This is a genomic window from Caulobacter hibisci (genome assembly GCF_016135805.1).
In the GTDB taxonomy this organism is placed as follows: domain Bacteria; phylum Pseudomonadota; class Alphaproteobacteria; order Caulobacterales; family Caulobacteraceae; genus Caulobacter; species Caulobacter hibisci.
Genome location: NZ_JADWOX010000002.1, coordinates 300,468 through 324,348 on the forward strand (window position 1 = coordinate 300,468; position 23,881 = coordinate 324,348).

The window sequence follows — 23,881 nt, forward strand, 5'->3', positions numbered from 1 at the left end:
TCAGCCTTTCGGCAGGGCGTAGGCGATCAGGTAGTCGCCTTCGGGCGTTTCCATGAAGTGATGCCCGCCGGCCATGATCACCACGTACTGGCGGCCATCCTGCTCGTAGACCATCGGATTGGCCTGGCCGCCGGCCGGCAGCACGTCGCTCCACACCGTCTTGCCGGTCTCGATATCGATGGCGCGGAACAGGTTGTCGGTCGCCGCGGCGATGAACACCAGGCCGCCGGCCGTCGCCACCGAGCCGCCGTTGTTGGGCGTGCCGATGTCGATCGGCAGCATCGACGGGATCCCGAACGGGCCGTTGCGCCGCGCCGTGCCGAACGGGCGGTCCCACAGGGTCGCGCCGCTCTTCAGGTCGATGGCCCGGATGCCGCCATAGGGCGGACGCTTGCACAGCATGCCCGTGCCCGGCAGGCGCCAGCCGGCGTTGACGTCGATGGCGTAGGGCACGCCCGTCTGCGGATCGCCCGCGCCTTCCGCGCCGCCGGCCTTGGTCTTCTCGCGTGGGTCGCCGCGCGGGAACCAGCCCTTGGCGTCGGCCTCGGCGCGCGGGACCAGCCGGTTGTAGTTGGGCATGTCGTTGTAGTTGGCGACGATCACGCCGCGCCGCGGGTCCAGCGCGATCCCGCCCCAATCCGAACCGCCGTTGTAGCCGGGATACTGGATCCAGCGGCTCTTGGCCTCGGGCGGCGTGTAGGGGCCCTTGTAGACCGCGCGCTTGAACTGAATGCGGCAGATCATCTGGTCGATCGGCGACATGCCCCACATGTCCTTCTCAGTCAGCGGGGGCTTGGCCAGGGTGTGGTAGAGCGAGAACGGCTGGGTTTTAGACCGCTCGGCTGGCTCGACGCCGCCGCCGGCCACCGCGCGCTCCTGCACGCCGGTCAGCGGCGCGCCGGTGCGCCGGTCGAGCACATAGATCTCGCCCTGCTTGCTGGGCAGGATAATCGCCGGCGTCTTGCCGGCCGTCGTGGGAAAATCGACCAGTGTCGCCTGCGAGCCCAGGTCGTAGTCCCAGACGTCGTTGTGCGCGGTCTGGAACTTCCAGCGCGGCTTGCCGGTAGCCACGTCCAGAGCCACCAGGGCCGAGGACCATGCCTTCTCGGCCGGGCGGCGTAGTGAGCTGTAGTAATCCGCCGCCGAGTTGCCCATCGGCAGATAGACCAGGCCCTGGGCCTCGTCACCGGTGGCGGTGGTCCACATGTTCGGCGTGCCCGGCGTGTAGGTGCGCCCCTGCGGCGGCACGCCGGTGAGGTCCGGCGCCATCATGTCCCAGGCGAAGCGCATCTGGCCGGTGACGGCGTCGTAGCCCTGGATGACGCCAGACGGCGCCCAGCGCTTCTGGCCGTCCAGCACCTGATGGCCCGTCACGATGACGCCGCGCACGATGGCCGGAGCCGAGGTGATCGACACCATGCCCGGCGTGACCTGGCCCATGCCGAGCTTGATATCGACCTGGCCGCCCTGGCCGAAGCCGGCGCAGGGCCTGCCGGTGCGGGCGTCGACGGCGATCAGCCGGCCGTCAAGCGTGCCCTCGATGATCCGCGTGGCGCAGGCGGCGTCGGGCGCCGCGCCGGGTTGTGCGAACCAGGTCACGCCTCGGCAGGCGGCAGTGTAGGGAATGGCGTCCTTGGACACCTTCGGATCGTAGGACCACCGCGGCTTGCCGTCGCGGGCGTCCAGCGCGAACAGCTTGTTCATCGCCGAGCACAGATAGACTGTGTCGCCGATCTTCAGCGGCGTGGTCTCGGCCCCGAACTTCTCGGGCAGGTCGCCGGTGCGGAAGGTCCAGGCGCGCTCCAACTCGCCGACATTGGCCTTGGTGATCTGGCCGGCGGCGGAGAAGCGCTGGGCCTCGCGCGAGCCGCCATAGGCGATCCAGTCGCCGCCCATGGCCGCGCCAGGACCGGCGAGCGCCGCCGGCAGCGGCTTGGCCGGCATAGGGCGATTGGCAAGGGCGACGATCGCGCCGCCAATCCCTACGAGCACGACGAACGCCGCCAGCCCCACCAGCATCGACTTGCTCCCCCGCCGGGTAAGTATCGGCAGCGACAGCACGACCAGCAGCAGGATCACCAGCGGCGCGACGAGACGCGGCACGAGGGCCCAGCCGTCCAGGCCTGCCTCCCACAGCGCCCAGACCAGGGTCAGCGCAAAGACGACGAAGTAGATGATCGCGCCGGCCGGCTTCAGTCGAGCGATCAGCACGCCGGCGACCAGCAAGCCAAGGCCGACCAGGACATAGTAGGGCGACCCGCCCAGGACGGCGAGCCAGGCGCCGCCAACGCCCAGCACCAGACCGATCAGAACTAGGAGAGCGCCCAGCAGGCGGACCAAGACCGACATCCAACTCTCCACCAACGCTTGGTGCGACAACACCGGCGGGGGAGGGGGCGTTCCGTGGCTCGGCTCTGAACCTCGCGGCTAATGGGGTGTTCAGCCGACACGACCAACACAGCCCTGATCCCTTCCGCCCTCATCGGCGCCGTCGCCAGCGCCCGGTCGATGACGCCGATGGCCACCATCGCCGCGGCCCGTTTCGCGGGACGCGACACACCCGGCCTGCTGGTTCTGCTCGACCATCCGCTGTTCAAGTCCGGCGCCTGGCCATGGGGATCGGCGAGTTGCTGGGTGACAAGATGAAGACCGCGCCGGGCCGGACGGTGTTCTTGGGCCTGCTCGTCCGTCCCGCCGCGTTTGAATTCTTCGATCGTGATCTGCGTAGCTTCACCGATCAGCGAGGCGAGCCCTTCAGCTCTGCAAGCCTTCCTCCGCGACGGGGACTAGAGTGGAACTAGATGATTGCGTCGAGGTCCGCCGCGTCGTGACGCTCAGGAACACCCCCCGACACCTTGTTGACGAGCTTGCCGCGACGCACGCCCGGACGGCGCTCGAGGAGATCGACCCATCGCCTAATGTTGGCGTAGTCCGCTGCCGACAGGAATTCTGCGGCGGAGTAGGCGTCGTTGAGAAGCCCGCCGTACCAGGGATAGATCGCCATGTCGGCAATCGTGTATTCGTCGCCTGCGACGTATTCGGTCTTGCTCAGCTGAGTATCGAGGACATGGAGCTGGCGCTTGGTTTCCATGGCGTAGCGATCGATGGCGTATTCGATCTTGAACGGCGCATAAGCGTAGAAATGCCCAAAGCCGCCGCCGACGAATGGCGCCGAGCCCATCTGCCACATAAGCCAGTTCATCGTCTCGGCGCGCCTATAGTGCTCCGTTGGCAGGAACACCCCGAATTTTTCGGCCAGGTAGAAGAGGATCGACCCGCTTTCGAATAGGCGCGTGTGAGGATTGGTGGATCGGTCCAGGAGGGCGGGGATCTTGGAATTGGGATTGATCGACACGAAGTCGCTGCCGAACTGATGGCCCTCGCCGATCTTGATGAGCCAAGCGTCATACTCGGCTTGTGCATGGCCAGCAGCGAGCAACTCCTCAAGCAAGATTGTGACCTTCACGCCGTTGGGCGTCCCCAGCGAATAGAGCTGGAACGGGTGCCGGCCGACGGGGAGTGTTTGATCATGCGTAGCGCCCGAGATCGGACGGTTGATGTTGGTGAACTGACCGCCGCTCTGGCTGTTCCAGGTCCAGACCTTGGGAGGTGAGTAGCCGCTGGGTTGGTTCTCGAGCGGGATTGTGGCGTTCATGAGTGACCTTGTTGGATATGCGCTGCGTTGTCAGCGCCTCACTTAGTGAACTGGCGCTGGATCTAAAGTCCGACCGGCGAGGAAACCTCTCCATCGCTCGGACAGGATGTGATGGCGAACGTCCAGATCTCTTGAGGTGCGTGATTGTCGGCAATTGGCGTAGCTGGCTGCCGCCGCTCAATGGCTTACCCGGGGGGCCGTTGGTCAAAGCGGAATGAACGCTTGTTGGACAGGGTGATCGGCCGCCAGATATCCTGCGTGCGGAAGGTCGCCTATGGAAGTGGCAAGGGTCCCGCCAAGGTTGAATTCGCACGGTGGGCCGACCCTGGCTTGGCCATGGCCAGCAGGGCGAAGTCGTCAGAGGGCGCGAGGTTATCCATCTGCACTCTGGCCAAGCTGGTTGCCAGAAAAGCCTTCCTCACTCCAGGTCACTGCGATCCCGCCGCTACCGGCGCTCAGAGCGACGCCTATCGCGCCATCCGTGACCAGACATGCCAGTTTCTGAGGGAGTTTCTGGGAAGTGAACTGCAAGAGACGCAGTTCCGAGACTGGCTCGCTTCACATAAGCGACTGAAGATATTGGATAAGTGAATGGTGGATGCTGCAGGGATTGAACCTGCGACCCCCTCGGTGTGAACGAGGTGCTCTCCCGCTGAGCTAAGCATCCGCCGGGTGGGCCGGGCCTTCCGAAGAAGTCCCCGCCGCGAGAGGAAGGGGGCTATAGACCGCTCTTTTCTGCGCCGCAAGAGCCCAGGAGCGAAATTACGGCCTGCGGCACCTCGGAAAAGCGATCTATCAACAGATCTCCGCCCAGGGTCTCGACCGGGGCTTCGGTGTAGCCGAACGAGACCAGCAGGGCCGGGACCTTGGCGTTCTTGGCGGCCAGGACGTCGTTGATGCTGTCGCCGACCATGACCGCGCGGGCCGGATCGCCGCCGACCGCGGCGATGGCCGCCAGCACGTGGCGCGGGTCGGGCTTGGGCGCGGGGGCGTCGTCGGCGCCGACCACGGCGTCGAAAAATCGGGTCAGGTCCACGGCGTCCAGCAGGGCCACCGACAGGTGGGTCAGCTTGTTGGTGCAGACCACCAGCCGCGCGCCGGCCGCCTTCAACTCGGTGAGCACCTCGACCACGCCCTCGAACGGCGCGCTCTCGTGAGCGATGCGGCCCAGATAGATGGCGATAAAGCGTTCGACCAGCCGGGGCGCGCGCTCGGCGTCCAGCGGCGCGCCGGCGGCGGCGAAGCCGCGCTCCAGCAGGGCCTTGGCGCCGCGACCGACCATCTTGCGCACGTCGTCGAAGGGCAGGGCGGGCAGGCCCTCCTCGGCGAGGATGGTGTTCAGCGCGCCCACGAGGTCGGGCGCTGTGTCGACCAGGGTGCCGTCGAGGTCGAAGGCGATCGTCGTGTCCCGAAGGGTGGTTTCATGGGCGTGCGAAAGAGACATGCTCTGGCCTTTCGGCTAAAGGCGCGGCTAATGCAACTTTGGTCCGCTTCGGAGTCGCTCTGGTCATGACTACGACCGCCCCCTCTCGCCCCCGCGCCGCCGTGATCCTGGCCGCCGGCCAGGGCACGCGGATGAAGTCGCCCACGCCCAAGGTGCTGCACAAGGTTGGCGGCCGCCCGATGCTCGATCACGCCATCGACGCGGCCGAGGCCCTGGGCTGCGAACGCATCGTGGTGGTGGTCGGCGCGCACAGCCCGCAGGTCGGCGAGCACGCCCGCGAGCGCCTGGGGCCGAACGCGACCGTCGTGCAGGATCCGCCGCTGGGCACCGGCCACGCCGTGCTGGCCGCCAAGGACGCCCTGGCCGATTTCGACGGCGACGTGGTCGTCACCTATGCCGACTGCCCGCTGCTCAATGCTCCGGTGATCGCGCCTCTGTTCGACCTGCGCGCCGCCGGGACCGAGGTCGCCGTGCTGGGTTTCGAGGCCGCTGATCCCGGCGCCTATGGCCGCCTGGTGCTAGCCCCTGGCCATGTGCTGCTGCGCATCGTCGAGGCCAAGGACGCCGAGCCCGCCGTCCTGGCGCTCAAGCACTGCAATTCCGGCGTCCTGGCCGCTGACCGCGCCCAGCTGTTCGACCTGCTGGCCGCCGTCGGCAACGACAACTCAAAGGGCGAATACTACCTCACCGACATCGTCGGCATCGCCCACGACCGCAAGCTGGCCACCCGCTCCGCCTTCGCGCCGGAGGCTTCGGTGCAGGGCGTCAATTCTCAGGCCGAGCTCGCCGCCGCCGAGGCCGTCTGGCAGGCTGGCCGCCGCGCCGTGCTGATGGCGCAGGGCGTGACCATGCCCGCGCCCGAGAGCGTCCACCTGTCGTGGGACACCAGGATCGCCGCCGGCGTCACGGTCGAACCGTTCGTGGTATTCGGCGAGGGCGTCGACGTCGCATCTGGCGCGGTGATCAAGGCGTTCAGCCACCTGGAAGGCGCGTCGGTGGGGGAAGGGGCCTTGATCGGTCCCTATGCCCGCCTGCGTCCCGGCGCCGAGATCGGCCCGGAGGCCCACATCGGCAACTTCGTCGAGGTCAAGAAGGTCAAGGTCGGGGCCGGCGCCAAGGCCAACCACCTGAGCTATCTGGGCGACGGCACGGTCGGCCCGAAGGCCAACATCGGGGCCGGTACGATCTTCTGCAATTACGACGGCTTCGAGAAGTTCGAGACCCATGTCGGCGCGGGCGCCTTCATCGGCTCCAACTCGGCCCTGGTCGCCCCAGTGCGGATCGGCGACGGGGCCATGACCGGCTCGGGCTCGGTGATCACCGCCGACGTCCCCGCCGGCGACCTGGCTCTGAGCCGCGCCCCGCAAGCCAACAAGACCGGGTGGGCGGCCAGGTTCCGCGCCCTCAAGCAGGCCCAAAAGCAGGCCAAGAAGGACAAGAAGGCATGAGCGCCGACGACCAGAAGAGAATTTCGGGCGAAGCGGCCGCGCAGCTCGTTGAAGCCGGCATGGTCGTGGGTCTGGGCACCGGCTCAACCGCCGCCTGGTTCGTCAAGGCCCTGGCCGCCCGCAAGCTCGACATCCGTGGCGTGCCGACCTCGGAAGCCACCGCCAGCCTCGCCCGCGAGCTGGGCATCCCGCTGGTGGCGCTGGACGACGTCAAGACGATCGACCTGACCGTCGACGGCGCCGACGAGATCGGTCCGGGCCTGTCGCTGATCAAGGGCGGCGGCGCGGCCCTGCTGCGCGAGAAGCTGGTCTGGGAAGCCTCCAACCGCTGCGTGGTCATCGCCGACGCCGCCAAGCACGTGAAGGTGCTGGGCAAGTTCCCGCTGCCGATCGAGGTGGTGCGCTTTGGCCATCCCCACACCGGCTATCGCCTGGCCGACATCGCCGCCGAGTTCGACCTGCCGCCGCCGCGCCTGCGCATGGCCGACCGCGGCGTCGTCGCCACCGACGGCGGCAACGTGATCTACGACATGGCCTCGGGCGCGATTCCCGACCCGGCGGCCCTGGCGGCGGCGCTGAAGACCGTCACCGGCGTCGTCGATCACGGCCTGTTCCTCGACCTCGCCGACGAGGCCCTGGTCGGAACCGAAGAGGGGGTGGTCAAGCTTCTGCCTTGATCCCATATCCCGATCCCGCTGTTTCCAGTTCGCTTTGATCCGGAGCCGATGATGGCTGAGTACGACTTCGACCTCTTCGTCATCGGCGCCGGTTCGGGCGGCGTGCGCGCCGCGCGGCTGGCGGCCCTGTCGGGCGCCAAGGTGGCCGTGGCCGAGGAATACCGGGTCGGCGGCACCTGCGTGGTGCGCGGCTGCGTGCCCAAGAAGTTCATGGTTTACGCCAGCGAGGTCTCCAGCCAGCTGAAGACCGCCAAGGGCTATGGCTGGACGATCGGCGAGGCCAGCTTCGACTGGAAGACCTTCCTGCACGACAAGGACGTCGAGATCGCGCGCCTGTCGGGCATCTACGTCACCAACCTGCGCAAGGCCGGCGCCCATCTGCTGCACGGCAAGGCCCGCATCATCGACGCCCACACCGTCGAGGTGCTGCCCAAGGAGGGTTCGGAAGGCGACGCTGGCCGCTACACCGCCAGGCGCATCCTGGTGGCCACCGGCGGTCGTCCGGTGCGGCCGGCGTTCGAAGGCGCCGAACACGGCATCACCTCGGACGAGGCCTTCCATCTGCCGACCCTGCCCAAGCGGGTGCTGGTGGTCGGCGGCGGCTATATCGCCGTCGAGTTCGCCGGCATCTATGCCGGGCTCGGCGTCGAGACCACGCTCTGCTACCGCGGCTCCAACATCCTGCGCGGCTTCGACGACGACGTTCGCGCCCACCTCGCCGACGAGATGGAAAAGCGCGGCGTAAAGGTCGTGCTGGGCTGCTCGCACAAGTCGATCGAAAAGACCGAGACCGGTCTGGTCAGCACCTTCAACAACGCCTTGACCTTCGAGAGCGACGTCGTCCTGTTCGCCACCGGCCGCGACCCCTATGTCGAGGGCCTGGGCCTCGAAAACGCCGGGGTGAAGCTGAACGAGAAGGGCGCCATCGCCGTGGACGCTCACTCCAGGACCAATGTTGACAGCATCTGGGCCGTCGGCGACGTCACCGACCGCATCAACCTGACGCCGGTGGCGATCCGCGAGGGCGCGGCCTTCGCCCAGACCGAGTTCTACGGCAACCCGACGAGCTTCGATCACGACCTCGTCGCCTCGGCGGTGTTCTCGCAACCGCCGATCGGCGCGGTGGGCATGAGCGAGGCCGAGGCCCGTCACGCCTTCGGCAAGGTCGACGTCTATCGCTCGGTCTTCCGGCCCATGAAGGTCACCTTCTACGGCGGCCAGGAGCGGGCCCTGATCAAGCTGGTCGTCCGTCAGGACAACGATCAGGTCGTCGGCGTCCACGTGGTCGGTCCCGACGCGCCCGAGATCATCCAGATGGCCGCCATCGCCGTGAAGATGGGCGTGACCAAGCCGCAGTGGGACAGCACCTGCGCCGTCCACCCGACCCTGGCCGAGGAACTGGTGACCATGCGCGAGAAATACGTGCCGGCCGAGGTCGGCGGCGTATGAGCGAGCCGACCTTCCGCCAGAACCTGCCCGACAGCGGGAAGGCGACGCCCTGGCTGGGCGGCGTGATGATCTTGCTGTTCGTTATGACCCCGGTGCTGGGCTATTTCGCGCAGCTTGGGTTCGCGCCGCTGCTGGCGCTGGTCGGTCTTCTGGCCCTGCCGGTCATGGGGCGTCCGCGAGCGCCTGTCGCCCCGGCCCTGATCCTGCTGTTGCTGGCCCTGTGGGGCGCCTGGAGCATGACCTGGAGCCCGGCCGCGCCGCCGCCAGGCTCGTTGAAGGCCTATGACGACATTGAGAAGCTGACCGCGGCCAAGCTGCTGCTGCAACTGGCGCTCTACGGGGCGGCCGTGGCCGCGGCCCTGCGGCTGTCGACGCGGGCGGCCGACCGGGCCTCGACCTTCATTGGTTTCGGGGTTCTGGCCTTGGCGATCCTGGTCGGCGGCGACGCCCTGATCGGGGCGAAGATCTTTCAGAAGCTTCGGGAGCTGACCGGCGATCCCGTTCGCCCCGACATCGCCAAGGTGAAGATCGGCATCGGCTGCTACGTGCTGGCGGTGTTGTTCTGGCCGGCCGCTGCCGCCCTGGCGCGGCGGGGCAAGCACCCCGCGGTGGTGCTGCTGCTGGCCGGGGTGATCGCCGCCTCGGTGCTGGCGAGTGCGGACTCCTGCCTGGTCGCGCTCGGCGTCGGCCTGCTGGTCTGGGCGCTGATCAAGTTCGGCGGAAAGGCCGGCGGGGGCGTGCTGACCCTGGCCGTGGCCGTACCCTTCGTCGTGGCGCCGATCGCGGTGCTGGCCGCTATCCAGACCGGCTTCTGGGCCTGGCTGCATGGCCTGGTTCCGCCGTCCTGGGATGCGCGCCTGAACATCTGGGCCTTCGCGGCCGATCACGTGCAGACCCATCCGTTCCGGGGCTGGGGGCTGGACGCCAGTCGCACCTTCGGTGACGCCATCCCTCTCCACACCCACAACGCCCAGCTCCAGCTGTGGCTCGAGCTTGGCGCGGTCGGCGCGGCCCTGGCCGGCGCTTTCTTTTGCTGGCTGGCCTATGGCGTCACCCGCACGGCCGAGACCGATCGCGGCTCGGCGGCGACGGCGGGCGCGGCCCTGACCAGCTACCTCGTCATCGGCGCGCTCAGCTTCGGCGTCTGGCAGGAGTGGTGGATCGCGATAGGGGCCCTGGCCATCGTCGCCTGCGTGGCGCTGCGGCGGTCGAGCAGCGAATACGGCGACGAGTTGGTCGAAATTTCCCCGCTGGGTTAAATTACAGTCGTTTGCCGCACGATTTTTGCTTTTGTCCCCGGGGTGCGCTATGAGCGCTCCCCTTTAGAACCTTCGAGATCATCATGACCACCCGGTGGACCCCCGCGACCTGGAGAGCCAAGCCCGCCAAGCACGTGCCGACGGATTATCCGGACGCCGGCGCTGTCGAGCGGGTCGAGCAGACCCTGCGCCAGATGCCGCCGCTGGTGTTCGCCGGCGAGGCGCGCCGGCTGAAGAGCCTGTTGGGCGACGTGGCCGAGGGCCGGGCCTTCCTGCTGCAGGGCGGCGACTGCGCCGAGAGCTTCAAGGAATTCCACGCCGACAACATCCGCGACACCTTCCGCCTGATCCTGCAGATGGCGGTGGTGCTGACCTTCGCCGGCGGCAAGCCGGTGGTGAAGGTGGGCCGTATCGCGGGCCAGTTCGCCAAGCCGCGCTCCGAACCGATCGAGACGATCGACGGCGTGACCCTGCCGTCCTATCGGGGCGACATCATCAACGGCATGGACTTCAACGAGGGCGAGCGCCTGCCCGACCCGGACCGTCTGCTGAAGGCCTATGGCCAGTCGGCGGCGACCCTGAACCTGCTGCGCGCCTTCGCCAGTGGCGGCTACGCCGATCTCTACAACATCCACCGCTGGACCCTCGGCTTCGTCGGCGACAGCCCGCAGGGCGCGCGCTATCGCGAACTGTCGGAGAAAATCTCCGAGGCCCTGACCTTCATGTCGGCCGTCGGCGTCACCCCCGACACCCAGCCCGACCTGAAGCGCGTGGAGTTCTTCACCAGCCACGAGGCCCTGCTGCTGGGCTTCGAGGAAGCCATGACCCGCGTCGATAGCACCTCGGGCGACTGGTACGACACCAGCGCCCACCTGCTGTGGATCGGCGAGCGCACCCGCCAGTTGGACGGCGCCCACATCGAGTTCATGCGCGGCGTGAAGAACCCGATCGGCCTCAAGTGCGGTCCGACCATGGAGGGCGACGACCTCCTGCGCCTGATCGACGTACTGAACCCCAACAACGAGCCGGGCCGCCTGACCCTGTACGGCCGCTTCGGCTCAGACAAGATCGCCGACCGTTTGCCGCGCCTGATGAAGGCCACCAAGGCCGCCGGCCGCTCGGTGGTCTGGGCCACCGATCCGATGCACGGCAACACGCTGAAGGCCTCGACCGGCTACAAGACCCGTCCGTTCGACCGCATCCTCTCCGAAGTGAAGACCTTCGTGGAAGTGGCCCATTCGGAAGGCGTCCATCCGGGCGGCGTGCACCTGGAGATGACCGGCCAGAACGTCACCGAATGCCTGGGCGGCGCCCGCGCCGTGTCGGAGACCGACCTCGCCGACCGTTACCACACCCATTGCGACCCGCGCCTCAACGGCGAGCAGGCGCTGGAGCTCGCCTTCCTGGTGGCCGAGAAGCTGAAGGCCGCCCGCGACGACCAGCGCAAGGCCGCCAACGGCTAGGCATAGATCAGGCTGACCTTAAGGTAAGCCTCGAATCCGAGACCAAAGGGGCCGCGTGGATCAGTTCCACGCGGCCCTTTCAATAGTGCCCCTACGGCATGGGAGACGATTTCGCCACTGCGAGCGATTGCGTTTCGCAGATGCACACGCAAGACCTTCCAACGACTTGACCGCTCGCCCGGCGCTCTCCAATGGTTGTTTGAAGGGAGTGAATATATGCGTCTGCAGGCCAAGTTGAAGCGGGAGTGGCGGTTCCTCAAGGGGCTGACCCGTACCCTCAAGCGCGTGAAGTCGATTGCGCCCGACAGCGACAACCTGATCTGCGACGACCTCGAGGCGGCGGTGGACAAGTGGCGTTCGAGCCCGGCAATCACCTTCGAAGGCAAGACGATCACCTATGCCGAGCTGGACGCGATCGCCAACCGCTACGCCCATTGGGCCAAGGGCCAAGGGATCACCCGCGGCCAGACCGTCGCCCTGTTCATGCCCAACCGCGCCGAGTACCTGGCCATCTGGTACGGCCTTTCGAAGGTCGGCGTCGCGACCGCTCTCATCAATAACCAACTGACGGGCGCCGCGCTGGCGCACTGCCTCAACATCTCCCAGGCGCTGCACTGCATCGTCGACCCGGAGACCTCGCCCTGCTTCGAGCAGGTCAAGGAGCAGCTGGGCCGTCATATTCAGCAGTGGATCCTGGGCCCGGCCCACGGCGACCAGCGCGACCTCGTCAACGCCCTGAAGAGCTGCAGCCAGCTGCGCCCCGATCGCCTGACGGCCCGCGACGGCCTGACCGCCAAGGACACGGCCCTCTTCATCTTCACCAGCGGCACCACCGGCCTGCCCAAGGCCGCGCGCATCACCCACATGCGCGCCCAGCTCTACATGCGCGGCTTCGCCGGCTCGACGGGCTCGCGGCCGACCGACCGCATCTACGTCACCCTGCCGCTCTACCACGCCACCGGCGGCCTCTGCGCCATGGGCGCGGCCCTGCTGAACGGCGGCAGCGTCGTGCTGCGCAAGAAGTTCTCGGCCACCTCCTTCTGGAGCGACATCGTCGCCGAGAAGTGCACCATGTTCGTCTATATCGGCGAGCTGTGCCGCTACCTCGCCAACCAGCCCGAGAACGAGCACGAGCGCGCCCACAAGATCCGCCTGATCTTCGGCAACGGCCTGCGCCCCGACGTCTGGGACGACATGCTCGACCGCTTCAAGGTCGGCGGCGTGCTGGAGTTCTACGGCGCGACCGAAGGCAACGTCTCGCTGTTCAACTTCGACGGCCGCCGCGGCGCCATCGGCCGCGTCCCGGGTTACCTGCGCAAGAAGTTCAACATCCGCATCGTCAAGTTCGACGTCGAGACCGAGACCCCGGTGCGCGGCCCCAACGGCTGCTGCGTCGAGGTCAAGCCCGGCGAGATCGGCGAGTGCATCGGCCATATCGCCAGCGACGCCCGCTCCAACTTCACCGGCTACGCCGACAAGGCCGCCACCGAGAAGAAGGTGCTGCACGACGTCTTCGAGAAGGGCGACGCCTGGTTCCGCACCGGCGACCTGATGCGCCAGGACAGCGAAGGCTACATCTACTTCGTCGACCGCATCGGCGACACCTTCCGCTGGAAGGGCGAGAACGTCGCCACCAGCGAGGTCTCCGAGCGCCTGGCCGGGTTCCCGGGCGTGAAAGAGATCAACGTCTATGGCGTGCCGGTGGGCGACCTCGACGGCAAGGCCGGCATGGCCTCGCTGGTCGTCGGCCTCGAGTTCGAGATCGACAAGCTGGCCGAGTATGTCGACCGCGAGATGCCGGCCTACGCCCGTCCGGTGTTCGTACGCCTGCAGCCCGAGATCGAGACCACCGGCACCTTCAAGTACCGCAAGATCGATCTGGTCCAGGAAGGCTTCGATCCGGCCAAGATCAAGGATCCGCTGTACTTCCGCGAGCCCGGCAAGGGCTATGTGAAGATCACCAAGACGGTCCACGCCAAGATCGTCGCGGGCGGGTTCAAGCTCTAGCTACAGCGTGACCCTCGTCCTTCGACAAGCTCAGGATGAGGGCCATGGTTTAGGCCGCGCATTAGAAAACCTCATCCTGAGCCTGTCGAAGGACGAGGTTTTCGCATCCAGAGCGGTCGTGGCGTCCGTACCTTGCCTATTGAGGGAACGGACCTACGCATGGATCTTCGAATGACGCGCCGGACGGGTCTGGCGACCCTGGCGGCGGGCCTGGCTTCGGCCTGCTCGCCGCTGGGCCTTTTCGCCACCTTGACGCCCAAGGATACGGCCGCATCGCCGTTGCGCGGCGAGGCCTACGGCGAGCATCCGCGCCAGCGGCTGGACGTCTACGCACCGCCCGGCGAGGCGAGGGGCGCGCCGGTGCTGGTGTTCTTCTACGGCGGCGCCTGGAATTCCGGCCGCCGGGCCGACTACGGCTGGGTGGGGCGAGCGCTGGCCGCCCAGGGCTTCCTGGTCGTCGTGCCCGACTACCGGCTCTATCCCGAGGTGCGGTTCCCCAGCTTCCTGGAAGACGCAGCCCTGGCCGTGCGCTGGGCCGTCGATCACGCCGCCGGCCTGGGTGGAGATCCGTCCCGGCTGCTGTTGGCCGGTCATTCGGCAGGGGCCTATATCGCCGCCATGCTGGCGCTCGATACGCGTTACCTGCGGGCCGCCGGCGTCGATCCTGGCGCGGTGAAGGCGTTCGCGGGGCTGTCGGGCCCCTATGCCTTCCTGCCGCTGGACGGCGAGATCACCACCCGCACCTTCGGCGACGCCCCCGACCTGCCGGCCACCCAGCCGATCAGCTTCGTCCGTCCCGACGCCCCGGCCGCCTTCCTGGCCACGGGCGAGGCAGACACCACGGTCCGGCCTCGCAACACCCGCAAGCTGGCCCAGGCCCTGCGCGAAGCCGGCCCGACCGTCGAGGAGCAGGTCTATCCCGGCCTCGACCACGCCGCGCCGCTGCTGGCCCTGTCGCGGCCCTTCCGAGGCAAGGCGCCGGTGCTGGCGCAGATGACGGCGTTCCTGAAGACGGCGGCCGCCTAGCTCCCGCAGGTCCCCCCGTTCAGCTTGCGCTGATGGGCCTGGGCCAGGCTCAAATACGGCGGCAGGAAGGTGTTCAGCGTCACCGGCTTGCCGTCTGTCGTCACCCCCGCCAGGCCGGCGCGAATCTCGAAGTGCAGGTGAATCGTCGTGGCCGCGCCGCCGAAGTCGTTGGCCACCTTGCCCAGCTTCTGGCCGGCGACGACGCTGTCGCCTTCCTTCACCGCCAGGGCCGCCATCTGCATGTGCAGGTAGCGATAGGTGCGGTGCGGGGCTGCCGAGCCGACCAGGGTGACGGTGTAGCTGCCGATGTCGGTGACGATCCCCGGCTCGGCCGCGACGGCCCAGTGCTGGTTCTTCTTGCAGGTGGCCGGGCGGATGTCCTGGCCCTGGTGGCCGGTCCCAGAGCCGCCGCACAGCGGATTGGCCCGCGAGCGCGCCTCGCAGAAGTTGTCGCGCCAGGGCAGGGCGTAGTTCACCCCGTCGCATTGACCGCCGCCCGGACCCATGCCGCCGCCGTGGCCATAGACCTGCGAGTTCGGATAACCGGCCTCCTGCAAGGGCCAGCACATGGCCGGCGCCCAGACCGTGCGGTCGAGATAGCCCGCGCCCTGGCCGGCCGGCAGCACGCCCGGCGGCTGGTGGCCGAAGGAGAGGCCGGCGTCCGGCTCGGCCGGGCCGGGCGGCGTAGTCTCGCCCGGCGGCAGCGGCTCGTCGGCCGATTGCTCAGCGCCGCCGTCGGCAGGGGCGTCGTCCGGCGTCGGCGATGACGGTGCCGTCGAGGCTGGGGTCTTCACCTCTCCTCCGGTTCCAGCGGGGGGCGGATCGTCGTTGCAGGCCGCCAGCAGCAGGACGGCCAGGAGCGGCAGGAGCGGGGAGGGGCGCATGGCCGTCAGCCTCCCAGCCCGGCTTCGGCCCGGGCGGCCGCGCCCAGCACCACGGCCGTGGTCTTGCCGACCAGGCCCAGCACGTAGTTGTCGTCGGCGCAGCGCAGGTCGCCCGGCGCGTCGCAGCGCACCTCGACCGTGTAGAGCACGCCGTAGCGCACGAAGCTGGCCAGCTGGCCGTCCACCGTGCGCTGCACCGTCAGGCTTTCGGGACCGACCTCGACCTTCAGGGGCTTGGCGGTCGGGATCACCGCCGTCGTGCCGCTGAGCGACACCCCCGCGCCCTTGGCGTCGGCGGTGATCGTGTAGTAGTCGCCGAAGGAATAGATCCGGGCCCCGGCCGTCAGCTTGGCGTCGACCGGCAGCAGGATCGGCAAGCGGGTGCGGTCCACCGCCGCCCGGTCGAGATTGGCCGCCAGATTGTCGCCTGCGCCTCCAGAGCGCCGCAGCCCGCCGACCGCGCCCTGCCAGTCCACCGCCGATCGCGGACGCGCCACGGCCGCCGCGACGGCGACCGGCGCCCGCGTCGCCGGGCCCGTCGCCGGATCCACCCTGGTCTGGGAAAACGCCACCCCCAGACCGGCCGCCGCGACCATTCCGGCCGCCAACGCCAACCCCATCCAAGTCCGCATGAACGCCCACTCGCATCACGCCGTTACGCGACCTTAGCCGAGAGCGGGGCGACTGTTAACCTTTCCCGTGCTGCGCTGCGATTGAACCCAAGCCCCTTCCTGTCTATATGGCCGTGACTGAACGCGGGTCATGTGTGTGGCGACCTTGCGAAATCCCAGTAGTTCAACGAGATAAGAAGGGGCGTCGCCATGTTTCTGACCATGATGAAGGCCAAGCTGCACCGCGCCACGGTGACCCAGGCCGACCTCGATTACGAAGGTTCGATCGCCATCGACCGCGATCTGCTGGACGCTTCGGGCATCCTGCCCAACGAACAGGTCGACGTGCTCAACATCACCACCGGCGCGCGCTTCACCACCTACGCCATCGAGGCCCCGCGCGGCTCGAAGGTGATCGGCGTCAACGGCGCCGCCGCCCGCCTGGTGCAGAAGAACGACACCGTCATCGTCGTCACCTACTGCCAGATGCCGGCCGAGGAGGCGCGCAACTACGCTCCGACCGTCGTGCTGCTGGACGAAGGCAACGTCGTCAAGAAGGCCGCCTGATGCGATCCGGTGCCGTCCTGGTTCTGCTGGCCGGCGCCGTGGCGCTGGCCGGTTGCGGCCCCAAGCTGCCCAAGACCGTGGACCAGGGCGCCCTTACCGAGCAGGTCGGCCGGGCCATCGGCTCGGCCTCGACCTGCGTGCTGATCGCCGACGCCAAGGGCAAGACGGTCTGGACCGGCGGCGGCTACATCACCTGCTCGCGCAACCTGCCGACCTGCGAAGGCCAGGTCACGACGGCGCAGGAGGTGCTGAAGGCCAACCTCTCCACGCCCGCCAGGTTCATCAGCTGCGACAGCGCCGGCGCCAACACTGTCGGCTGGGCCATGGGCCCGGTCCCGGCGGGCAAGGGCCGCGCCGTCTCCGGCCTGCGCTACGTCGCCGTCATGGAAGGCGAGCGCGCCCTGCCGGGCATCGAGGTCCAGGACCGCGTCGAACGGGCCTTCGTCCGCGCCGGGTTCTGAGACGCGAAAACCTCTCCCTTCGACAAGCTCAGGGTGAGGTTTTCTGATGTACCGGCCGTGCAATGGTCCTCATCCTGAGCTCGTCGAAGGACGAGGACCACGCACCAGGCCTTACTGACGCGCCTCGTAGGTCGCGCTGACCTCGATCCGCACCTTCAGCTCGCCGCCCGAGATCGACGTGGAATCGGCCATCTCGCGCTTGGCCATGGCGAACATCGGCATGGGCGGCTGGACGGGCGTATAGCCGCCAGCCTCGTTCAGGCTGACCAGGCGCACCACCTTGTAACCGGTGGCCCGGGCATAGAGCTCGGACTTGGCCTTCAAGGCCTCGACCGCTTTCACGCGCGCGGCGTCCTCGGCCTTCTGCGGATCCTGCAGGCCGAAGCTGATCCCGCCGACGGTATTGGCGCCGGCCGAGGCGGCCGCGTCGATCGTCTGGCCCAGCTTGGCGAGATCCCGCGCCAGGATCGTCACCTGGTTGCTGGCCTGGTAGCCGGTCAGGCGCGGCGGCTGGTTCTGCTCGTAGACGTACTGCGGGTTGACGTTGAGGTTCGAGGTCTGGATGTCGCGCTCGGCGATCCCGGCCTTCTTCAGCGCTGCGACCACCTTGTTCATTGCCGCGCCGTTGGCCGACAGGGCCGCCTGGGCGCTGGCGCCGTCGGTCTGGACGCCCAGGGTGATGGTCGCCATGTCCGGTGCGATCACCGTCTCGCCCGAGGCCGAGAGGTTGAAGGTGGTGGCGCGGAAGGCCGCGTCATTGGCGCTCTGGGCGCTCGCCGGCAGCGCCGACAGGGCCAGGACGGCGGCGCCGAAGGAAGCCATGGCCAGGGCGGTCTTGCGGGTCGGGGTCATGCTCGTTCTCCAAGCGCGGGACAGGACGCCACAGTGCGCCGCCCAGCGGTTGGTTCCCGTGTCGCAAACTCAACCTGAACCGCACCTTTAAGCCGCGTGCAGCCCATGCTAATCGAGCCGTCCTCGCCCACGCCGACTCTCCTGTCCGCGCGGTCCATGGGGGCCTGTAGCTCAATGGTTAGAGCCGACCGCTCATAACGGTCTGGTTGGGGGTTCAAGTCCCTCCGGGCCTACCAAACCTTTCAGCTGTGACTGCCGAGGTATTTCCGCACCTCTTCAACCGATGCGCCGGCGTGCTCCACCGCCGTGTGCAGTTGCTCTTCGCTGACGCCCAGGGTCTCGGTCCAGTAGCGGACCGTGCGGGGCTCCTGCAGGTCGATGCTGTCGTCGCCCTGGCCGGCGGCGATGTCGCCCTGGTCGGTCAGGTCGGGCTTGCGGGCGGTAGGGATGATCTTCATCGGGTCGGCGTCGGGCATGGCGATCTCCTTTCAGCAAGGAAGGCGCGGCGCGCACGGGCGTTCCCGCCTGCGGCCGCCGCCTCGCCAGGGTCGGGGGAGGGGGCGAGGCGACGGCCGGCGGCCTATCTGGGGGAGAGGCGAGGCCGCGGGGATCGGACGGCGCTGCGGTGATGCGCCTTTCGAGCGTCCTGATCTTGCCCGTGGGCGCTCGCCTCGGCTTGGAGCGGCGCTCCCGCTTTTGTCGAAACCAGGCGTCGAGACGTCATCTCCCGCGATATTCCTGCGGTTGCGGGGTGCGACAAGTTGCCTCTGCGACAAGGGCCGGCCTTGCCGAGATGGTCATTTTTCGGGTGCGCGGCCAAGCTTTTATAATCTTGCTCGAAAACCGACGTTTCCTTTTGCGGCTCAATCTTTCCGCGTCCCGAAAATGGACTTTCCACCACTTTTGAGGGAAGCCGAGAGCGCCTATCGCTGTCAGGGAGAGCGCAACCTGTGCGACCGGCCGTCGCAGTCCACCCCTAATGCTCGTTAATCACTCGGCAAGGGCGAGCAGCGCAATCCTTGGGCGAGTGAAATGTTGTTCGAATTTCCAGAAGGGGCGGCCGGACATGAAAAAAATAGCGACTTCAGTTTTCGTCATCGGAACGATGACGTTGATGGCGATGTCTGGTTCAGCGACCGCCGCGACGGCGTCCAGTTCTTTTCAGGTCAACTTGACCATTCAAGGCGAATGCAAGGTGCAGTCGGCCTCTAACCTGAGTTTCGGGTCGCACGGCGTCATCGACGCCAATATCGACACCACCAGCACCATCGGCGTTCAGTGCACCAACTCCACCCCCTACACGGTCGCCCTGAGCGCCGGGGCGGGCACGGGCGCCTCGGTGGCCGCGCGCAAGATGACCAGCGCCGCCAACGACACCGTCAACTACGGCCTCTACCGAGACGCGAGCCGCACCCAGGTCTGGGGCGTGACCCAGAACGTCGACACCCAGGCCGGCACCGGCAACGGCGCCGTGCAGTCCTACACCGCCTATGGCCGCGTCGCGGCCCAGTCCACCCCGGCCCAGGGCGCGTACAGCGACCTCGTCGCGGTGACGATCACCTACTGATGCGCGCGGCCGCCCTCCTGGCCGGTCTGGCCCTGGCCGCGCTTGGCGGCGCGCAAGCGACCGCCGCGTCGCTGCGCGTCAGCCCGGTGAGCCTGGACCTGCCCGCAGGCCAGAACGCGACCACCCTGACGCTGCAGAACGACGACGCCGCCGCCCTGAACGTCCAGATCCGGGTGTTCCGCTGGACCCAGGCCAATGGCCGAGACGTGCTGGTGCCCGCCAACGGCGTCGTCGCCAGCCCGCCGATCGCCAAGGTCGAGGCCGGCGCCAGCCGCACGGTTCGGGTCGTGCGCCTCGACGGCCGCCCGCCCGAGGCCGAGGAATCCTACCGCCTGATCGTCGATGAACTGCCGCCGCCGCTCAGCGAAGCCGGCCGGCAGGTCACCCTGCTGATGCGCCACTCGATCCCGCTGTTCTTCGGCTCGGGCCGTGAGCGGCCCAAGATCGAATGGAAACTGCGGCCGTCGGAGGACGGCGGCGCGGCCCTGGTCGGCCGCAACACGGGCGCCCGTCGCCTGCGCCTGGCCAACCTGCGCATCGGCGACGCCTCCGGAGCGGTCCTCGCCGAACGCAAGGGCCTTGTGGGTTATGTTCTGCCTGGAGCGGAAGTCTCCTGGCCCGCGGGCGCGTTTCAGCCCGCCGCCGGCGCGCGGCTGATCGCCGACACCGACACCGGGCCGATCGATGCGCCGCTCAAGAGCGACTGAAGCAGCGCTCCTCAGCTTCGCTTTCACCGCTTTCGGAGCGCCGGCCCTGGCCCAGGACCTGCCGATGCCCGACCTGAAGGCGGTCGAGACCATGCGCGAAGACCTTCAGCTGGAAGTCTGGATCAACGGCCGCAACACCGGTCTCGTCGCCGCCGTCGCGCGCGAGAGCGACGCCCGGCTGGAGATGCGCGCCGACGAGATGCGGGCCGTGGGCCTGGCCGCCGCGGGCACGGGTTATGTCGATCTTTCCACCGTAGAGGGCCTGTCGGCCGCCTATGACGACATCGGCCAGCGCCTGATGGTCACGGCCGATGTCGAGCGCCTGGTCGTCCAGCGCTTCGACCTGGCCGTCCGTCATGCCCGGGCGGGGGCCCCGCGCCAGGACCTGGGCGCGGTGCTGAACTACGTCTTCTCCGCCGACGGAGGCCAGACCGGCGCGGACGACGACCTGGGCGTGGAGTCTCTGGGGCTGGCGCTCGACGCCCGCGTCTTCGGCCGTTTCGGAACCTTCGCCAGCAGCCTCTCGGCCAGCCAGGCCGGGGGCAGTTCGAACATGGTGCGCCTCGACACCACCTGGTCCTGGTACGATCCGCGCCGCATGCTCGGCGTCCGGGGCGGCGACTACATCAACGGCGGTTTCGCCTGGACGCGCCCGATCCGCATGGCCGGCATTCAGCTGCGCCGCGACTTCGCCACCCGGCCCGACATCGTCACCATGCCGTCGCCGCGCCTTGCCGCCACGGCCGCCGCGCCCTCGACGCTGGAGCTCTACGTCAACAACACCCGCATCCTGACCCGTCCGGTGGGGGCGGGGCCGATCGAGATCGAGGGCCTGCCGTCGGGCCAGGGTTACAGCAACGTGCGCCTGGTGCTGGCCGACGCCGCGGGGCGCCAGGTCGCCGTCAACGCGCCGTTCTTCGCCACGCCGCTGCTGCTGCGCAAGGGACTGGCCGATTTCTCGGCCGAGGCCGGCTTCGCCCGTCGCGGCTATGGCGTCGAATCCGCCGACTACGCCGCCTCGCCGATCGCCTCGACCAGCCTGCGCTACGGCCTGCTCGACGCCTTGACGGTCGAGGCCCATGCCGAGGCCGGCGCTGGCCTCGTCCAGGCGGGAGGCGGACTGACGGCCCAGGTTGGCGGGCTGGGCGTGGTGTCGGCCTCGGCGGCGGCCAGTCACGCCGACGACCGGACAGGCGCCCTGGCCGCCGTGGTCTTCGACAGCCGTTTCGCCGGCTTCTACGTCTCGGGCATGAGCATGCGCGCCTCGGCCGGCTATCGCGATCTCGCCGCCGTGACCTCGCGCCCGTCCTACTATCGCAACTGGAAGATGGGCGGCGACGATCCGCCGCGCGCCATCGACCAACTGACTGTTTCGGCGCCGTTGCGCCTGGCCCTGCTGATGCGCCAGGGCGACGCGCCGGTGGCCAGCGTATCCTACAGCGCCCAGACCGCAGCCTCGGGACCGCGTCGTCAGGTGTGGAGCGGCTCCTTGCGCCACAGCTTCGGCGAGCGCCTGACGGCCTATGTCACCGGCTATGTCAGCAAGGGCGAGCGACGCGACGCCGGCGCCTTTCTGGGCCTGTCGGTGCCGCTGGGCTCGCGCGGCTCGTCCACCGCAGGCGTCCAGGTGCAGGGCGGCGACACGACGGCCTTCGTCGAGGCCAGCCGAGCCGAGACCCAGGCCGACGGCACCTATGGCTGGCGGGCCCGCCTCGAGCAGGGCGCCCGCCAGGGCCTGGAGGTCCAGGCGGCCTATCGCGGTCGCGGGGCGCGCGCCTCGGTCGCCGGCCAATATGCCCATGGCGCCGTGCGCGGCCAGTTGCAGGTGGACGGCGCTGTGGCCTGGCTCGGCGGCGCGGTCGCCCCCACCAACCGGCTGGAGGGCTCCTTTGCTCTGGTCGAGGTCGGCGCGCCCGACGTGCCGGTGCTCTACCAGAACCAGAAGGTCGGCCGCAGCGACCGCAACGGCCGCCTGCTGGTGCGCAATCTCGAAGCCTTCGACGTCAACCGCCTGTCGATCGACAGCCAGGACCTGCCGCTTGAGCTGGAAGCGGCCCAGACCGAGCGTTCCGTCGTCCCGATGGCCAATGGCGGCGCGATCGTCCGCTTCGGCGTCGCCAAGAGCCTGCCGGCCGTCCTGCTGACCCTGCGCCGTCCGGACGGCAGCTTCATTTCGCCCGGCGCCGAGGTGATCCGCGCCGGCGTCGCCGAACGGGCCATCGTCGGCTACGACGGCCAGACCTTCCTGACCGGCGTCACCGAAGACGCCGACCTGCGCGTTGTCGTCGAGGACGGCGGCGAATGCGCCGCGCGCCTGGCCCTGGCCGGCGCCGTCAACGAGGGAGGCCGCCGTGTCGTCGACGCCGTCTGCCGCTAAGGTCCGGGGCTTGCGCCTGATGGCGCTGGCCGGGCTGCTGATCGCCGCCTTCGCCTGGTTCGGAGCCCCGTCCTCGGCCCGCGCCGCCGCCAGCTGCACGGCCTCGGTCTCCAGCGTCAATCTCGGCTCGACCCTCAGCCCGCTGACCGCTGGCACGGTCGACGCCACCGCCAACCTCAACTTCAGCTGCACGGGCCTCGGGTCGTTTCTGAGCTATTCGCTGTGTCCGAACCTGGACGCCGGCTCGGGCGGCAGCAACGGCTCGGGCCTGCGCTATATGGCCGGTCCCGGCGGCGCGACCATGGGCTTCCAGATCTATCAGGACGCTGGTCGCACCCAGAGTTGGGGATCGTCCAGCCTGCTGGCGTTCGGCGCCGTGCCCACCATCACCGCCAGTCCGGGCGCAGGGACGTCGATCAACGTCAACCAGACCGTCTATCTGCGGCTGACGACCACGACCACCACCGTGCCGGGCGCCTATTCGACCAGCTTCACCGGCCAGAACTTCTTCTGGGGTCTGAACCTCCTGAGCTGCGCGGGCGTGACCGTCGGCTACGCGGTCGTGCCGGCGACCTTCACCTTCAGCGCCACCCTGATCCCCGACTGCACGATCTCGACCGGCAACATCAACTTCGGCAACGCCGGGGTGCTCGCCGCCGACAAGGACGCCCAGAGCGCCATGTCGGTGACCTGCACCAAGGACACCCCCTACGCCATCGGCCTCGACAACGGCCAGCAGGGAACCTCGGCCACGGCGCGGCGCATGAAGGCCGGCGCCCAGTACGTCACCTACGGCATCTACAAGGACGAGCCGCGCAGCTCGCCCTGGGGATCGAGCGGCGGGCAGACGGTCGGCGGCACGGGCACCGGCGGGGCCCAGCCGCAGACCCTCTACGGCCGCGTGCCCGCCCAGACGACCCCGGCCCCGGGAACCTATGGCGACCAGGTGGTGGCGACGGTCACCTACTGAGGTCCCAGGCGAACGCCGCGCCTTCGAAGGCCTCGGCGCCTCGGCCGATGGCCCTCACGGCGGCGATCATCCGGCCATTTCGCACAAGCGCCGCGTCGGCCAGGGCGATCATCAACGCGTTGGGCGTGGCCGAAGGCGACAAGGCCCTCAGCGCCTGGGCAAGTTCCGCCTCGTCCCGCTCGGGCAACTGCTCGCAGGCCAGGATATAGGCCGCCGCCGTCGAGCGGCTGACCCCGGCGTAGCAGTGCAGCAGCAGCGACCGCGCGCCGTTCCAGGTCTCTGCGAAGGTCAGCAGTTGGGCGATCAGGGGAGCGTCGGGCGCGACGAGGCCGGCGCGGGGCTCGGCGATGTCGTGGAAGGACAGGTGCAGCCGCTCGACCGCCGCCACTTCAGGCGGCTCGGCGGTCGGCGACAGCAGGCTGACGACGTGCGACGGTTCGTGCGCGGCCAAGTGGTC

22 protein-coding genes and 2 tRNA genes are annotated in these 23,881 nt (G+C 68.6%); 15 read left to right on the forward strand and 9 right to left on the reverse strand.

Annotated elements, in window-relative coordinates:
- A complete protein-coding gene (locus tag I4Q42_RS04455) occupies positions 1–2,349 on the reverse strand; it encodes a membrane-bound PQQ-dependent dehydrogenase, glucose/quinate/shikimate family (protein WP_198574860.1) in 2,349 nt (782 codons plus the stop codon).
- Positions 2,350–2,517: 168 nt separating this feature from the next.
- Here I4Q42_RS04455 and I4Q42_RS26315 point away from each other — a divergent pair, with 168 nt between their 5' ends.
- On the forward strand, positions 2,518–2,646 hold the full coding sequence (locus tag I4Q42_RS26315) for a hypothetical protein (protein ID WP_269816449.1): 129 nt from the start codon (positions 2,518–2,520) through the stop codon (positions 2,644–2,646).
- Between the two features lie 151 nt (positions 2,647–2,797).
- On the opposite strand, the gene yghU is transcribed toward I4Q42_RS26315, so the two are convergent.
- From yghU to gph, 3 genes are all read right to left on the reverse strand, one after another.
- Complete coding sequence (gene yghU, locus I4Q42_RS04465; protein ID WP_198574861.1) at positions 2,798–3,655, reverse strand: glutathione-dependent disulfide-bond oxidoreductase; 858 nt, start codon at positions 3,653–3,655, stop codon at positions 2,798–2,800.
- A 592-nt stretch (positions 3,656–4,247) separates the two neighbouring features.
- Positions 4,248–4,322 (reverse strand) — tRNA-Val (locus tag I4Q42_RS04470).
- Between the two features lie 51 nt (positions 4,323–4,373).
- Complete coding sequence (gene gph / locus I4Q42_RS04475) at positions 4,374–5,099, reverse strand: phosphoglycolate phosphatase (protein WP_198574862.1); 726 nt, start codon at positions 5,097–5,099, stop codon at positions 4,374–4,376.
- 65 nt (positions 5,100–5,164) lie between these two features.
- On the opposite strand from gph, the gene glmU reads away from it, so the two are divergent.
- From glmU to I4Q42_RS04510, 7 genes are all read left to right on the forward strand, one after another.
- Positions 5,165–6,547 (forward strand): bifunctional UDP-N-acetylglucosamine diphosphorylase/glucosamine-1-phosphate N-acetyltransferase GlmU, encoded by a 1,383-nt coding sequence (gene glmU / locus I4Q42_RS04480; RefSeq protein ID WP_198574863.1) that lies wholly within the window; start codon positions 5,165–5,167, stop codon positions 6,545–6,547.
- Positions 6,544–7,224 (forward strand): ribose-5-phosphate isomerase RpiA, encoded by a 681-nt coding sequence (rpiA, locus tag I4Q42_RS04485; protein WP_198574864.1) that lies wholly within the window; start codon positions 6,544–6,546, stop codon positions 7,222–7,224. The genes glmU and rpiA overlap by 4 nt, the downstream gene beginning before the upstream one ends.
- A 51-nt stretch (positions 7,225–7,275) precedes the next feature.
- On the forward strand, positions 7,276–8,673 hold the full coding sequence (gene gor / locus I4Q42_RS04490) for a glutathione-disulfide reductase (protein ID WP_198574865.1): 1,398 nt from the start codon (positions 7,276–7,278) through the stop codon (positions 8,671–8,673).
- Positions 8,670–9,932 (forward strand): O-antigen ligase family protein, encoded by a 1,263-nt coding sequence (locus I4Q42_RS04495; RefSeq protein ID WP_198574866.1) that lies wholly within the window; start codon positions 8,670–8,672, stop codon positions 9,930–9,932. The genes gor and I4Q42_RS04495 overlap by 4 nt, the downstream gene beginning before the upstream one ends.
- An 83-nt stretch (positions 9,933–10,015) precedes the next feature.
- Positions 10,016–11,395 carry a class II 3-deoxy-7-phosphoheptulonate synthase gene (locus tag I4Q42_RS04500; protein WP_198574867.1) on the forward strand — a complete coding sequence of 460 codons (1,380 nt, stop codon included), beginning with the start codon at positions 10,016–10,018 and terminating at the stop codon, positions 11,393–11,395.
- Between the two features lie 216 nt (positions 11,396–11,611).
- The gene (locus tag I4Q42_RS04505) at positions 11,612–13,402 is read left to right on the forward strand and encodes a long-chain-acyl-CoA synthetase (protein WP_198574868.1); all 1,791 of its coding nucleotides are present in this window, start codon (positions 11,612–11,614) and stop codon (positions 13,400–13,402) included.
- A 171-nt stretch (positions 13,403–13,573) separates the two neighbouring features.
- Entirely contained in the window at positions 13,574–14,428 is an 855-nt protein-coding gene (locus I4Q42_RS04510) for an alpha/beta hydrolase (protein WP_198574869.1), read from the forward strand.
- Here I4Q42_RS04510 and I4Q42_RS04515 read toward each other — a convergent pair.
- Entirely contained in the window at positions 14,425–15,312 is an 888-nt protein-coding gene (locus tag I4Q42_RS04515) for a M23 family metallopeptidase (protein ID WP_198574870.1), read from the reverse strand. The two genes, I4Q42_RS04510 and I4Q42_RS04515, sit on opposite strands and share 4 nt — an antisense overlap.
- 5 nt (positions 15,313–15,317) lie before the next feature.
- Positions 15,318–15,944, reverse strand: a complete 627-nt coding sequence (locus tag I4Q42_RS26320; protein ID WP_198574871.1) for a hypothetical protein — start codon at positions 15,942–15,944, stop codon at positions 15,318–15,320.
- Positions 15,945–16,133: 189 nt separating this feature from the next.
- Here I4Q42_RS26320 and panD point away from each other — a divergent pair, with 189 nt between their 5' ends.
- Together panD and I4Q42_RS04530 are read left to right on the forward strand one after the other, a co-directional pair.
- Complete coding sequence (panD, locus tag I4Q42_RS04525) at positions 16,134–16,490, forward strand: aspartate 1-decarboxylase (protein ID WP_198574872.1); 357 nt, start codon at positions 16,134–16,136, stop codon at positions 16,488–16,490.
- Entirely contained in the window at positions 16,490–16,951 is a 462-nt protein-coding gene (locus I4Q42_RS04530) for a hypothetical protein (RefSeq protein WP_198574873.1), read from the forward strand. Before panD ends, I4Q42_RS04530 begins: the two co-directional genes overlap by 1 nt.
- Positions 16,952–17,062: 111 nt before the next feature.
- Here I4Q42_RS04530 and I4Q42_RS04535 read toward each other — a convergent pair whose 3' ends face one another.
- Positions 17,063–17,803: an SIMPL domain-containing protein gene (locus I4Q42_RS04535; RefSeq protein ID WP_198574874.1), complete on the reverse strand. Its 741-nt coding sequence runs from the start codon at positions 17,801–17,803 to the stop codon at positions 17,063–17,065.
- A gap of 160 nt (positions 17,804–17,963) precedes the next feature.
- Here I4Q42_RS04535 and I4Q42_RS04540 point away from each other — a divergent pair.
- Positions 17,964–18,039: transfer RNA gene (locus tag I4Q42_RS04540), tRNA-Ile, on the forward strand.
- 6 nt (positions 18,040–18,045) lie between these two features.
- On the opposite strand, the gene I4Q42_RS04545 is transcribed toward I4Q42_RS04540, so the two are convergent.
- Positions 18,046–18,279: a DUF3606 domain-containing protein gene (locus I4Q42_RS04545; RefSeq protein WP_198574875.1), complete on the reverse strand. Its 234-nt coding sequence runs from the start codon at positions 18,277–18,279 to the stop codon at positions 18,046–18,048.
- 644 nt (positions 18,280–18,923) lie between these two features.
- Here I4Q42_RS04545 and I4Q42_RS04550 point away from each other — a divergent pair.
- The 4 genes from I4Q42_RS04550 (at position 18,924) to I4Q42_RS04565 (ending at position 23,424) form a co-directional block, all read left to right on the forward strand.
- On the forward strand, positions 18,924–19,370 hold the full coding sequence (locus tag I4Q42_RS04550) for a Csu type fimbrial protein (RefSeq protein WP_232792853.1): 447 nt from the start codon (positions 18,924–18,926) through the stop codon (positions 19,368–19,370).
- A complete protein-coding gene (locus I4Q42_RS04555) occupies positions 19,370–20,077 on the forward strand; it encodes a fimbrial biogenesis chaperone (protein WP_198574877.1) in 708 nt (235 codons plus the stop codon). The genes I4Q42_RS04550 and I4Q42_RS04555 overlap by 1 nt, the downstream gene beginning before the upstream one ends.
- A 64-nt stretch (positions 20,078–20,141) precedes the next feature.
- Positions 20,142–22,454, forward strand: a complete 2,313-nt coding sequence (locus I4Q42_RS04560) for a fimbria/pilus outer membrane usher protein (RefSeq protein WP_198574878.1) — start codon at positions 20,142–20,144, stop codon at positions 22,452–22,454.
- Positions 22,429–23,424 carry a Csu type fimbrial protein gene (locus I4Q42_RS04565; RefSeq protein WP_198574879.1) on the forward strand — a complete coding sequence of 332 codons (996 nt, stop codon included), beginning with the start codon at positions 22,429–22,431 and terminating at the stop codon, positions 23,422–23,424. Before I4Q42_RS04560 ends, I4Q42_RS04565 begins: the two co-directional genes overlap by 26 nt.
- Here I4Q42_RS04565 and I4Q42_RS04570 read toward each other — a convergent pair.
- On the reverse strand, positions 23,414–23,875 hold the full coding sequence (locus tag I4Q42_RS04570) for a tyrosine phosphatase family protein (protein ID WP_232792854.1): 462 nt from the start codon (positions 23,873–23,875) through the stop codon (positions 23,414–23,416). The two genes, I4Q42_RS04565 and I4Q42_RS04570, sit on opposite strands and share 11 nt — an antisense overlap.
- Positions 23,876–23,881 lie beyond the last annotated feature (6 nt).